Origin of the sequence: Paenibacillus aurantiacus, from assembly GCF_042431225.1 — a bacterium.
Classification (GTDB): domain Bacteria; phylum Bacillota; class Bacilli; order Paenibacillales; family Paenibacillaceae; genus Paenibacillus_Z; species Paenibacillus_Z aurantiacus.
Genome location: NZ_JBHMDO010000053.1, coordinates 20,626 through 33,383 on the forward strand (window position 1 = coordinate 20,626; position 12,758 = coordinate 33,383).

The window sequence follows — 12,758 nt, forward strand, 5'->3', positions numbered from 1 at the left end:
CCTATCGGGAGCGCAAACCAATTACCTTTCTAGTAACCAGTATGGCCAAAAGAAACATTTCATAGGCAAGGAGCGCTGAAAGTTTTGCTCCGCCAGGACTGCTCCGTCGAAGGCGGAAAGCAAGAGGCGGGCATACGGTCATCGCATGCGGAATGGCAGGCGAAGGATGAACGTTGTTACGGGAACTGTACGGCGGCGTCGGCGAACGCGGCCCGGAGATGACACATTGCGCACGTGCTGCCTTCCTTAAATTAAACCGGCCCGCCTTGCATCAAGATGCTAGGCGGGCCGGTACGGATGCCGGGACATCCCCCGGACATGATTTACTTAATAAAGCCGAGCAGCATCTCGCGAATGACCTTCGATGCGACGATCTGCGTCATCTCCGAGTGGTCGTACGCAGGCGCTACCTCGACGAGATCGCAGCCGACAACGTTGACGCCGGAATTCGCGATCGCGTGGACCGCTTCGAGCAATTCCTTGCTCGTGATGCCGCCCGCTTCCGCCGTGCCCGTGCCCGGCGCCGCGGACGGATCGAGCACGTCGATGTCGATCGTCAGGTAGACCGGACGGCCCGCCAGCTCAGGGAGCACTTTCTTCAGCGGCTCGAGCACCTCGTACGGATGGAAGTTGATGTTCTCGCGCGCATACTGCCACTCTTCGCGGGAGCCGGAACGGATGCCGAACTGGTAGATGTTCTTGCCGCCCATCAGCGTCGCTGCCTTGCGCAGCGGCGTGGAGTGGGACAGCGGCTCGCCTTCGTAGCTCTCGCGCAGGTCGGCGTGAGCGTCGAAGTGGATGATCGCCAGATCCGGGTACTTCTTGTATACCTCTTGGAAAATCGGCCAGGAGACGAGATGCTCGCCGCCGAGACCGACCGGCATTTTGCCGTCCGCCAGCACGCCGCTGACGAATTCGCCGATGATGTCGAGCGAACGCTGCGCGTTACCGAATGGCAGCAGCAGGTCGCCGGCGTCGAAGTAGTCGATGTCTTCCAGGCTGCGGTCGAGGTACGGGCTGTACTCTTCGAGGCCGATCGACACTTCGCGGATGCGGGCCGGGCCGAAGCGCGAACCCGGACGGAACGAGACGGTAAAGTCCATCGGCATGCCGTAGATGACCGCTTTGGAAGCGGCGTAATCATCGGAGCTCAGGATAAAGACGTTACCGGAATATTTTTGATCCAGACGCATGGTTGAGTCCTCTCTATTTCACCAAGTCTTCCACAAACTTCGGCAGCGCGAACGCCGCCTTGTGCAGACGAGGGGAGTAGTATTTGGTATCGATCTCCGGGATGGACGACTCGTCCACCGCGAGCGGGTCGTGCTTCTTGCTGCCGAGCGTGAATGTCCACAGGCCGCTTGGGTACGTTGGCACGTTCGCCCAGTAGACGCGTACGATCGGGAATACTTCTTTCACGTCGCGGTTGACGCTCGAGATGAGGTCGGATTTGAACCAAGGGTTGTCCGTCTGCGCGACGAAAATGCCGTCTTCCTTCAGGGCGTCGTAGATGCCTTGGTAGAAGCCGCGCGTGAACAGGTTGACCGCCGGGCCGACCGGCTCGGTGGAGTCGACCATGATCACGTCGTACGTGTTCTTGTGGTCGTGGATATGCATGAAGCCGTCGTTGACGATCACTTCAACGCGCGGGTTGTCCAGCTCGCCCGCGATGTTCGGCAGATATTGCTTCGAATATTCGATGACTTTGCCGTCAATCTCGACGAGGACCGCCTTCTCGACCGAAGGGTGCTTCAGCACTTCGCGGATAACGCCGCCGTCGCCGCCGCCGACGACAAGCACGTGCTTCGGATTCGGGTGGGTATACAGCGCAGGATGGGCAACCATTTCATGATAGACGAACTCGTCCTTGTCGGTCGTCATGACCATGCCGTCCAGTACGAGCATCGTGCCGAATTCTTCGGTCTCGATCATGTCGAGCTTCTGGAAATCGGTCTGCTCGCTCACGTACGTTTCTTTAATTTTGGCCGTAATGCCGTAGCTGTCGGTTTGTTTCTCGGTATACCACAATTCCATGGCTGTTAGGTCCCTTCTTTCGTGTATGTTGGATTCCTATTATTCGTTAGGTCGATGGTTCACACTGTATTATAGTGCTTCCGGGGGAAAAATCAACCTTTCGCCTCCCCCTGCACAAAAAAAACATGTTCGCTCCCGAAGGGGGTGAATAGGCGATCCTTCCGTTTTCCATACTAAGGAAAAAGAGACGCGAACGTGAGGGATGCCATCATGACCAAACCCGCTTCCAAAAAGGCGGCGCGCAAACGCGGCACGCCTTGGCGCATACGCGCTGAACGGTGGATGCCGCTGATTCGCCGCCTGCGCAAGGTGGGCTTCATCGCCGGAGGCTGCACGCTGGCGATGCTCCTCTTCGCCTTCGGCTTCCTCTATTATTTGCGTCATCAGACGCTGCCGGCCGCGTCCATTACGCAATCGTCCCAGATGCTCGACCTGCAGGGGAACGTCATCGACACGTTCCATACCGGCGAGAACCGGCAATCCGTACCGCTCAAGGCGGTGTCGCGCCACCTGATCGACGCCACGCTCGCGATCGAGGACCAGCGATTCTACGATCATCTCGGCTTCGACCTGAAGGGTCTGGCCCGGGCGGCCGTCGTCAATCTGGAGCATATGGAGACGAAGCAGGGGGCAAGCACGATTACGCAGCAGCTGGCGCGCAATCTGTATCTGACGCACGAGCGGACGTGGAACCGCAAAATAAAAGAGGCGATGTATACCGTTCAGCTCGAGATGAATTATACCAAGAACGAAATTCTCGGCATGTATCTGAACCAAATCTATTACGGGCACGGCGCTTATGGCGTTGAAGCGGCGGCGCGGCTGTATTTCGGCAAGCATGCCGCCGAACTGACGCTGGCCGAGAGCGCCATGCTGGCCGGCATCCCGAAGGGGCCGAAATATTACTCTCCATATAATGATATGAAGAACGCCAAGGACCGCCAGCGCACGATACTCGGCACGATGGCGGCGCAAGGCTACATCAGCCGGGAAGAAGCGGATGCCGCGGGCGAAGAATTGCTCGCATTCCAGCCGCTGGGCGGCAGCCAGCAGGACGGCACCGCGCCGTACTTCCGCGATTACGTCCGCACCGTCGCCGTCGATCAGCTCGGCATTGACGAGCGGCTGTTCAGCGAAGGGGGCTTGCGCATCTACACGACGCTCGACGAGGAGGCGCAGCTCGCCGCGGAGGATGCGGTGGCTAAGGGTATTCCGTCCTCGTCGCAGCAGCAGGCCGCGCTCGTCTCGATCGATCCCCGCACCGGCTATATCAAGGCCATGGTCGGCGGACGGAACTATAAGACGAACCAGTTCAACCGCGCGCTCGCGAAGACGCGTCAGCCCGGCTCGTCCTTCAAGCCGATCCTATACCTGACCGCCCTGCAGCACGGCGCGATGACGCCGGTCTCCCGGTTCAAAAGCGAGCCGACGATCTTCACCTACGACGAGGGCCGCAAGACATACGCGCCGCACAATTACAACGATCGGTACGCCGAGGATTACATCGACATGCGGCAGGCGATTGCCAGCTCGGATAACATCTACGCGGTCAATACGATCATGTCCGTCGGCGCCGACAACGTGATCGACATGGCCCGGCGCCTCGGCATTACCGCCAGCTTGCAGCCGGTGCCGTCGCTCGCGCTCGGCACGTTCCCGGTCAGCCCGTTCGAGATGGCGTCCGCCTTCGGCGTGTTCGCCAATGCCGGCCAGCGCGTCGAGCCGACCGCGATTCTGCGCATTGAGGACGGCAAGGGCGAGGTGCTGTACGAAGCGAAGCCGGTGCACAGCCAAGTGGTCGACCCGGCGCATGCGTTCGTGCTGACGAGCTTGATGGAGAGCGTCTTCGAGACGGGCGGCACCGGCAATCGGGTCGCGGCGCTGCTCAAGCGGCCCGTCGCGGGCAAGACCGGCACGACGGCGACCGACGCCTGGCTCGTCGGCTACACGCCCGAGCTGGTCACGGCGGTATGGGTCGGCTACGACAAAGACCGCAAGTTGACGCCAACCGAGGCGCACCGCGCCGCGCCGATCTTCGCCAACTACACCGAGCATGCGCTGGCCGCCGTACCGCCGAAAATCTTCCCCGTGCCCGGCGGCGTATCCACGGTGTACGTCGATCCGAAGACCGGCAAGCTCGCCGGGGAAGGATGCCCGAACCGGCGGCTGGAGACGTTCGTCACCGGCACCGAACCGGCGGAGGTCTGCGGCGCGCACGGCGATCAAGCCGCTTCGGGCGACGCGGATGCCGCGAAGGAAACGTCCAAATCGTGGTGGTCGCAGCTGAAGCGGTGGTGGACGGATTAAGGGGCCGTCCGCAGCTGCCTAATGCGAGCACGGCCAAATCCTTGCCATAAGAAAGAGCCTCTAACCCGGCATATTATGCGGGTCAGAGGCTCTTTTTTCGGTCGGGGAGCGTCGGAATGTCCGGCGGCACCACACCCCTTATTTAGAGAACGTCTCGATGAACTGAATGATTGCCGGCCCAAGCAGCACGATGAAGAGACTCGGGAAGATGAAGAGCACAAGCGGGAACAGCATCTTGATCGGCGCCTTCATGGCCTCTTCCTCGGCGCGCTGCTTGCGGCGATCGCGTACCTCTTGAGACTGGACGCGAAGCACCGTTACCATGCCGATGCCGAGCTTCTCCGCCTGCAGGATGCTGCTGATCAGCACGCGAAGCTCTTCCAGCGGCAGCCGGTCCCTTACGCCCGCAAGCGACTCGCGGCGCGTCTTGCCCAAGCGGATCTCCTCCAGGCAGCGCCGGAATTCGACGGCCAGCACCCCTTCCTTTCGGGCGACCAGCTTATGGAGCGCGGAATCGAACCCAAGGCCTGCCTCCAGACTGACCGTCAGCAGGTCGAGCACGTCAGGCAGCTCGCGAAGCGCGAGCTTGGTCCGGGCTTTGGTCTTAAGCCGCAAATAATAGCCCGGCAAGACCAGCGCGAGACCCAAGCCGGCGAAAGCCATCATCAGCCACCCGCCCACCCCCAGGCCGAGCAGGTAGCCGTAACCGCCTGCGGCGCAGGGCAGGAGCGCCGCCAGCGCGATTTGGAGCAGCCGGTAGTCGACGGGATTCATCTGGAATGGCCGGCCCGCCTGCAGCAGCGTCAGCTCGATGCTGGCCTCCTTGTGCTCCTCCAATCGCCGGCTGAAAGCACGCCGCAGCATCCGCAGGCCCGGCTTGAGCAGCCGGTTCAAGAAGGAGCTCTCTTCGCCGGGGGCCGCGGCGGATTCCGGCTCGCGCCGCTTCTCCTCAAGCGTCCCGCTGACTTGGGCCAGCCTGCGCTTCAGCCGGCTGCTCCGCTCCTCCCGCAGCACCCATAACCCGTAGATGGCGAGCGTAACCGTCAGGCAAAACGCCGCATACAGCATGGATTCACACCTCGATCCTCGTCATTTTCCGAATCAGAACGAAACCGATCAGCCCCGATACGCCGCCGCCGACCAACAGCCCCACGCCGACGGGGTGCCGGAACAGCGTTCCGATGTAATCCGGCTCGATCATATAGAGAAGCACGCCCAGAACCAAAGGCAGCAAGCCGATGACCATGCCCGAGAGCCGGCCTTGCGCGGTCAACGTCGTCACCTGCCGCTGAATGCGTCCCCGATCGCGCAGCGTCTGCACGATCGTCTCCAGAATGACCGCCAAATTGCCGCCGATTTGGCGCTGGATCAAGATCGCCTGCACGAGCAGGTCGAGATCCTCGCTCGGCATGCGCTCGCGCCAGTTGCCCAAGGCATCCTCGACCGTCGCGCCGTACTGCATTTCTTTCAGCACGATATCCGCTTCCTCGCGCATGGGCCCCGTCGACTCTTCCACGACCGTCTTGAGCGCCTGGACGAAGCTGAAGCCGGCCCGCAGCGATCCGATGACGGTGGTCAGCATGTCCAGCAGACTGTCATTGAAGGTCGAGAGCCGCTTGCGGCGAAGCCGGTTCAACATCCAGCCCGGGAACAGGAAGCCCGCGGCCGCGCCTGCGGCCAGCAGTACCAGCTGACCTGTCAGCAAGTATAAGAGGCCGCCGCCCAGCGCGGTGCTCAGCCATTGAAACAGGATATACTCTTCGGGCTTCATCGCGATCCCCGCCCGGCTTATCCGCTCTTCCAGCCGCTGGGATTTCTTCTTGGTCAGCACCCGCTCGCGCACCGCTTGTTTGGACAGCTGCAGCTGGACAAGCAGGCCGAACTTCCGGCGTCCGAGCGACTTCTTATCGTGCAGCACGAGATAGTGCCGCAGCCGCTTCTCCATTCGCTTATCCGTCTGCATCAGCTGCAGCGTGGCGACGAACAGCAGCAGGCTGGTCGCGAAGACCATCGCCGTGAGGATGACCGCCATATGCCTACTCACTCCTCTTCAATAAATACGGAAGCCGGAATATGCATGCCCGAGCTCTCCAGACGCTCGTAAAACTTCGGCCGGACGCCCGTAGGCGCCAACTTGCCGACGATCTTGCCCCGCTCGTCCACCCCGGTCTGCTGGAAGGCGAAAATGTCCTGCAGCACAATGACATCGCCTTCCATCCCCTGCACTTCCGTAATATTGGTAATTTTACGCGAGCCGTCCTTCAGCCGCGACTGCTGAATGATAATATCGATCGCGCCGGCGATCTGCTCCCGGATGGCTTTCACCGGCAGCTCGATGCCTGCCATCAGCACCATCGTCTCCAGACGGGCGATCATATCGCGCGGGCTGTTCGAGTGCCCCGTCGCCAAGGAGCCGTCGTGACCGGTATTCATCGCCTGCAGCATGTCCAGCGCTTCGCCGCCGCGCACCTCGCCGATGACGATCCGCTCCGGGCGCATCCGAAGCGAGTTGCGGACCAAGTCGCGAATGGTGATGGCCCCTTTGCCTTCGATGTTGGGCGGGCGCGATTCCAGCGAAACGACGTGCTCCTGCCACAGCTGCAGCTCGGCCGCATCCTCGATCGTCACGATCCGCTCGTCGCTCGGGATGAAGCCGGAGAGCACATTGAGCGTCGTCGTCTTGCCGGAGCCGGTACCGCCGCTGACGAACATGTTCAGCCGCGCCTTGACGCACGCCTCCAGGAAGATCGCCATATCCCGCGTAATGGTGCCGAAATCGACCAAGTTTTCGATCGTGAACGGGTCCTTGGAGAATTTCCGAATCGTGATGGTCGGCCCTTTCAGCGACAGCGGCGGAATGATGACGTTGACCCGCGAACCATCCGGCAGGCGGGCGTCCACCATGGGACTGCTCTCGTCGACGCGGCGGCCGATCGGCGAGACGATTTTATCGATGATATTCATCACATGCTCGTCGTCGCGGAACTGCACGTAGGACAGCTCGATTTTGCCGCTGCGCTCCACGTACACCTGATTGGGGCCGTTCACCATGACCTCGCTGATCTCCGGATCGAGCAGCAGCGGGTTAATGGGGCCGAAGCCGGTCAAATCGTGCAGCAGCTCCTCCACGACTTTCTTCCGGTCCACCTTGCCCCGCAGCGACTCGTCCTCCATGATGATTTCGATGGCCATCGCGTCGATCTTCGGAATCACCGCCTCGACGTCCTCGTCCTTGAGGTCGTTGAGCACCTGCTTATGCAGCTTGTTCTTCAGTTCCTGATGCTTCGAGATTGGCGCTTGCGCCTCCTTCGGGCGCGGATCCGTGCCCCGGATCTGCCGGAAAGTGGCCAGCAGGTCCTTCCTCGGCGCTTTGCCCGCAGCAGCTGGCTCCACGGGAGAAGCGACGATCGCTCCCCCTTCCGCCGGCTCCGCTCCGGCGGTCGCGGCTTTGGCCTGGATTTTATCGAGTAAGCTCATGGTTTGCGTCCATCCTCTCGCCTTTGGTCTTGATCCGCTACGCTTTGGCCGTCTTGCCGAACAACTGCTGGAAGAAGGAGCCCTGCTTCGGCTTGAACGTCGAGATTTCCCGCCGCGATATGAGCTGCTCCGCCATCTTGAACACCGTCTTGGCCAGTTCCGACTTGGCTTGGTTCAGCACGAACGGAATGCCGATATTCAGCGACTGCGCCACTAATTGAAAATCATTCGGAATGTAGGTCGCACTCTCCATACCGAGGATCTCCGGCACGTCCGCCGCCTTCAGCACGCTCTCCATCGTCGAGCGGTTCACAATCAATTGCGTCTTGTCCCGAAGGCCCAGCACCTCCAGCGTCTCCAGCATCAGCTTCGTATTCTTGACCGCCGTCATCTCGAGCGTCGTCAGCATGAAGACATGGTCCGCCTTCTCGATCAGCTGCAGCGTCCGCTCCTGCAGCCCGGCTCCCGTATCTACGATGACATAGTCATGATGAGCTAGCAGCAGGTCGCACACCCGGTCGACCACCTCGTCCGTTATCAGGTCCGCCAGCTCCGGACGCTCCGGCGCGGCCAGCACCTTGACGCCCGAATGGTGGTGAATGAGATACCCGGCCAGCGCGTGACGGTCAAGCTGCTCGAGATTGCCGATCGCATCTTGGATCGTAAAAGTCGGATGAAGATCGAGCGCAAGCGCGACGTCGCCGAACTGGAAGCTGGCGTCCAGCATGCCGATCTGGATATTCTTCTTGGTCAGGGCAACGGCCAGATTGACCGCCAGCACGGTCCGTCCGATCCCCCCTTTGGCGCTGCACACGACGATCATCTCGCCGCGCTTTCCCTCTGCCTCCCCGGCCATGTCACGCTCGCCGCCGCGATCCGCTTGGTTCATCTCGACCATCCTCCTCTACCCGCTCTCGTCCGCGGCCAAGACCGCCGTTCACGCCTTGGCCCGCTTTGCGTTCATGCCTACTGTTAGCCTTTGCTCCCCGCGGAAGTGCCGCCCGCTTGGCCCGCCGCACCTGCCTGCTCCTTCGGACCGACCGCTACGCTGCTGCGAAGCATCAAGCTCACCGTGCCCGATTCATCCGCATGGACCACCTTGACGCCATCTGCCGGCTTCACTTCCAACGTTACGGTCGCGTACTCTACGTAAGGCGTATCCGCTCTCGCTTCCACCATACGTCTGCCGATCGCGAGCACGCGCACGTTCTCCAGCAGCAGCGTCGAGTTCATCGTCTGGGCTGCCTTCTCCTGGACGGTGTAGACGACATCGACGTAATCGCCGGGCTCGATAAGGTTCGAGACGGATTGCACCAAGTTGACGCCAACCGCGGCCGCCCGATAGCCCTCCCGAATTTTCTTGGACACCACCAGTGCTTCGTCTTGCCGGTCCTGCAAATGGTGGGGCAATATCACCTCGCCCGGCACCAGCGCCGACGCGGTCACTTTCCCCACGGCCGCCGCCGGGTCCCGCAGCGCCATTCCATTGATGGCCGTGGCCGGCACCTCGACGATCTGCAGCATGCCGCCAGATAGCTGGGTGTTCTCCGCCACCGCTTGTTTCGCTGCCAGTACGGCAATCATCGCCTTGCCCGACTCAGCGCGCTCATCCACTTTCTTCATATAACTAAAGAAGAGCGCCGTCGTCGCCAAGCCCATGATGACCGCGGCGAATAATATGATCTTCGATCTCATGCGCGTCCCCATCCTCCGCTGTCTCTTGTTGTCCTGCCGCGCTATTCAATTAACCGGATCGCGTAAGCGCCTTTGTTCACGATGTCCGTCCCGGCATAGCCGGTGCCTGCCCGTTCGATGAACATGCCCGTGATGGACGTATCCTTGCTCGACATCGGTTCGAGAATATAAAAATAAGCGAACCCGCGAACCTCGATCGTCTTCAGCTGATTGGATCCATACCGATGGGGCTTGTACACGGGTATCAAGATAACCCTGGAGGAGTCCCGGTGCCAGTACTCGCCCGCCGGATAGGGGTCCTCATTGATGCGCATGTTGATACTGTCCCGCGTCTTGCCCGCAATGTTGCCGGTCTGGGTGTCGATGATATCGCCAGCTTCAATCTCGCTTGGATACCCGTACTTCAAGTTGCTCTCGTACGTCGAGGCCCCGGGACCACCGAGCGCCAGAATGCCGAAGTACCCGGCTTCTACCCCGGAGTTGTCTACCTTCAGTTTATATGGCTTCATATATTGCAGCGGAATCGACTCGTCAATGCCAAGCGGTGCGACGCCGGATGCCCGTCCCATGGGCATAATCTGAGCCGCCGCTTCCGCCGTGACGGTCGCCGTGTCCCTGCCGAGCAGTCTAGCGAAACCAAGCCGGATGTCCTTCTTTAACTTCACCCTTACGGTGGACATCGGCACGATCTCGGTGCCAATTAGACTGTTCTGCTCCCCGTGCGCCTTGAGGATCGACTGGACTACTGCCTCGGCCACCCCAGGACGCCCGGTTAGTTCTTGAGCCCCCGACAGCGCGGCGGCATTGGCTGTCTTCTGCAGGTGGCTCTTCTCCGCATACATAATGCCGCCATCCACGACGAGCCCGGCGATGGTGAGCAATACCAGCATCGCCAGACCGGCCAAGACGATCGTGCTGCCTTGTTCCTCCCTAATAAATGCATCCAACCGTATTCTCATCGTAACCTCCTACTCCACCCGGATGGTGGAATGGGCTGAAAGAACGGGGGCCGGAATAATCCGCGTGATGACCGGTGTCAAGAGCGGAAGCGAGTAGCGAAGCGTCACCGTCACGTTATCGCCGGACGCCCGAGCCGCCTGCTTCGGCGTAATCGTAACGGTCATGCTGCCCGGATCTCCTACCTGAAGATGCGTTTTGGCATAAGCCGTCATCTCTTGGTCGCTTCGGCCAAGCCCTCCAAGGCGGGTCGTCTCCTGTACGGTCATCTGCAAACTCGAGTAGGCGAAGAACAGCCGCCCCAAATCGGCGATCCCGCATAGCAGCAGCATGAGCAGCGGCAGCAGAATGGCAAATTCAACCAGCGATTGGCCGCGCTCATCCCGGATCATCCCGCTCCCCATCCTTCCAGCATAAATCCGAGCAGACAGCCGCCCGCGATCGCTACCCCGTAAGGGTACGAGCCGGAGGCCAATTGCCCCTGCAGCGGCAGCTTCAGCCGGTATCGCACGCACACAAGGACGTACTGCACATACCGAATTCGGGCCCGAAAGCCATTCTTGAACAGCACGATCGCCAGCGCCATGACCGCCCCGGCCAACGCCATGTATACCGATGCGGTCAACACGAACACCGCTCCCTTCAACGCCCCGACCAGCGCCAGCAGTTTGACGTCCCCCGCCCCCATGCCGCCCAACAGATAAGGGATGAGCAGAATCGCCAATCCTACGCCAAGTCCGACCAGCATATGGAGCAGTCCGCCCCAGCCGGCTGTCGCGATATGAAGCACGGCCGCCAGCAGCAGCGCCGGCGCAATGACTTTGTTATAAATTTTGCGGCTGCGCAGGTCGGTCACGACGCAGAGTGCCAGTACCAGCAGCAATATCGCATTTGTCCACATCTTCGCGCCTCCTCTTCGGCTTATTGTCGTTCCAAAAAGGGAAGGGCCGCACGCCACTGTTCGACGCACGGCCCTTCATCGGAGACGATTAAGGCGTTCCGCCCATTTCCGTTACGCCCGTGTTAACCGTATCCTCCGCGTTGTTGAACAGGTCGATGATATGGCCGCGGAGCGTAATCAGCGCCGTCACTACCGCAACCGCGATCAAACCTAGCACCAAACCGTACTCCGTCATCCCTTGACCTTGCTCATCGTTCCAGAAGCGGCGAATGTTGTTCATCATGTTGTTAGCCTCCAAGTAGTTGTTGTAGTTGTCTTAGCTGCACATCGTTCAATTGGCTTCCGTATTCGTGTCGGTCCGTATGTTATCCCGTGTCCGATCAGCTTGCGTTTATGGCGTTGCGCCCATCTCTGTTACCCCGGTGTTGACCGTATCCTCCGCGTTGTTGAACAGGTCGATGATATGGCCGCGCAGCGTAATCAGCGCCGTCACAACCGCAACCGCGATCAAACCGAGTACCAATCCGTATTCCGTCATCCCTTGACCTTGCTCGTCGTTCCAGAAGCGGCGAATGCTGTTCATCATGTTGTTAGCCTCCCAAGGTTGTGGTGTTGTTCAAAATTCCGTCCGTCTACTGCTCGTTAAGGTTCCAAAATCGCGGTCTGTCCAAGTTCCACCTTCGCGGCTGCCAGCGTGCCTGCCGGAAGTTCCACGACGGAACGGGTGCCTTCGAAGACCGTCCCGATCGCCCCCGGTCTCAGCCGATGCTCCAGGCCGACGACGATGCCCGACTTGTCCAGATGAAGCACATCCAGGTCGCATGCCATAAAGAACATGTGGACCGACTTGCACGGCTGAATATGAAGACCGTATCCACTGGGAAGAGAACGTCTTCCCACAAGACCTATCAGCCTCCGCCAAAACGTGTAAGCGCATTCAATATGGTCGCCAAGCCGTTCCCCGCTCTCCTGAATGACCAGCTTCATCCGGAGCGTCACCTCCTTTGTCTATGCAAAATAGCCCACCTTTAGGCCCGAAAGGAGGGTTCAAAAAAAGAACTCCCCTGCATCTTTCGGCAGCTGGCTGGCATCCCGCTTCTCACGCGGCTTAGCCCCTATAGCTTTGCGTCGCCGGCTTTCGCCGGTTTTGCCTTTATCGAGATCCAGCGAAGTTCGTATTGCTTGTTCGCCGTTCCGATATCTTGATCACATCTTACCCCGAGGTCCTATACTCCGTAATCCGACAAAATCCCCTATTTTCCGAAAGCGAAAACCAGATCTAAATTCCCTCAGTATTCTGGTATGTTAGAACTAGTTGTAACGTTTTCTTAATTCGTTATACCCTAATAACGAGAAGTTCCCTCTCAAACATGTAGGTAACATTAAC

At 60.0% G+C, this 12,758-nt stretch carries 14 protein-coding genes and 1 riboswitch; of the genes, 1 reads left to right on the forward strand and 13 read right to left on the reverse strand.

Going from position 1 to position 12,758, the window contains the following annotated elements; genetic code table 11:
* Positions 1-323: 323 nt before the first annotated feature.
* On the reverse strand, positions 324-1,193 hold the full coding sequence (gene speB, locus ACFFSY_RS32505) for an agmatinase (protein ID WP_377502267.1): 870 nt from the start codon (positions 1,191-1,193) through the stop codon (positions 324-326).
* 13 nt (positions 1,194-1,206) lie between these two features.
* Positions 1,207-2,034 carry a polyamine aminopropyltransferase gene (speE, locus tag ACFFSY_RS32510; protein WP_377502270.1) on the reverse strand — a complete coding sequence of 276 codons (828 nt, stop codon included), beginning with the start codon at positions 2,032-2,034 and terminating at the stop codon, positions 1,207-1,209.
* A 210-nt stretch (positions 2,035-2,244) separates the two neighbouring features.
* Between speE and ACFFSY_RS32515 the strand changes: the two genes are divergently transcribed.
* A complete protein-coding gene (locus ACFFSY_RS32515) occupies positions 2,245-4,341 on the forward strand; it encodes a transglycosylase domain-containing protein (protein ID WP_377502272.1) in 2,097 nt (698 codons plus the stop codon).
* Between the two features lie 138 nt (positions 4,342-4,479).
* Here the strand turns inward: ACFFSY_RS32515 and ACFFSY_RS32520 are convergent, their stop codons facing one another.
* The 11 genes from ACFFSY_RS32520 to ACFFSY_RS32570 form a co-directional block, all read right to left on the reverse strand.
* Entirely contained in the window at positions 4,480-5,409 is a 930-nt protein-coding gene (locus ACFFSY_RS32520; RefSeq protein ID WP_377502275.1) for a type II secretion system F family protein, read from the reverse strand.
* Positions 5,410-5,413: 4 nt separating this feature from the next.
* On the reverse strand, positions 5,414-6,373 hold the full coding sequence (locus ACFFSY_RS32525; RefSeq protein ID WP_377502278.1) for a type II secretion system F family protein: 960 nt from the start codon (positions 6,371-6,373) through the stop codon (positions 5,414-5,416).
* A gap of 8 nt (positions 6,374-6,381) precedes the next feature.
* Entirely contained in the window at positions 6,382-7,818 is a 1,437-nt protein-coding gene (locus ACFFSY_RS32530) for a TadA family conjugal transfer-associated ATPase (protein ID WP_377502281.1), read from the reverse strand.
* A 37-nt stretch (positions 7,819-7,855) separates the two neighbouring features.
* Positions 7,856-8,707 carry a CpaE/TadZ family protein gene (locus tag ACFFSY_RS32535; protein WP_377502283.1) on the reverse strand — a complete coding sequence of 284 codons (852 nt, stop codon included), beginning with the start codon at positions 8,705-8,707 and terminating at the stop codon, positions 7,856-7,858.
* An 83-nt stretch (positions 8,708-8,790) separates the two neighbouring features.
* Entirely contained in the window at positions 8,791-9,513 is a 723-nt protein-coding gene (cpaB, locus tag ACFFSY_RS32540) for a Flp pilus assembly protein CpaB (protein ID WP_377502286.1), read from the reverse strand.
* Between the two features lie 41 nt (positions 9,514-9,554).
* Complete coding sequence (locus ACFFSY_RS32545) at positions 9,555-10,472, reverse strand: pilus assembly protein TadG-related protein (protein WP_377502289.1); 918 nt, start codon at positions 10,470-10,472, stop codon at positions 9,555-9,557.
* Positions 10,473-10,481: 9 nt separating this feature from the next.
* A complete protein-coding gene (locus ACFFSY_RS32550; RefSeq protein ID WP_377502292.1) occupies positions 10,482-10,862 on the reverse strand; it encodes a TadE/TadG family type IV pilus assembly protein in 381 nt (126 codons plus the stop codon).
* A complete protein-coding gene (locus tag ACFFSY_RS32555) occupies positions 10,859-11,371 on the reverse strand; it encodes an A24 family peptidase (RefSeq protein WP_377502295.1) in 513 nt (170 codons plus the stop codon). Before ACFFSY_RS32555 ends, ACFFSY_RS32550 begins: the two co-directional genes overlap by 4 nt.
* An 88-nt stretch (positions 11,372-11,459) precedes the next feature.
* Entirely contained in the window at positions 11,460-11,654 is a 195-nt protein-coding gene (locus ACFFSY_RS32560) for a Flp family type IVb pilin (protein ID WP_377502298.1), read from the reverse strand.
* A gap of 108 nt (positions 11,655-11,762) precedes the next feature.
* A complete protein-coding gene (locus ACFFSY_RS32565; protein WP_377502301.1) occupies positions 11,763-11,957 on the reverse strand; it encodes a Flp family type IVb pilin in 195 nt (64 codons plus the stop codon).
* A 56-nt stretch (positions 11,958-12,013) separates the two neighbouring features.
* Positions 12,014-12,358 carry a DUF192 domain-containing protein gene (locus tag ACFFSY_RS32570; protein WP_377502304.1) on the reverse strand — a complete coding sequence of 115 codons (345 nt, stop codon included), beginning with the start codon at positions 12,356-12,358 and terminating at the stop codon, positions 12,014-12,016.
* An 85-nt stretch (positions 12,359-12,443) separates the two neighbouring features.
* Positions 12,444-12,533: riboswitch (cyclic di-GMP riboswitch) on the reverse strand.
* Positions 12,534-12,758 lie beyond the last annotated feature (225 nt).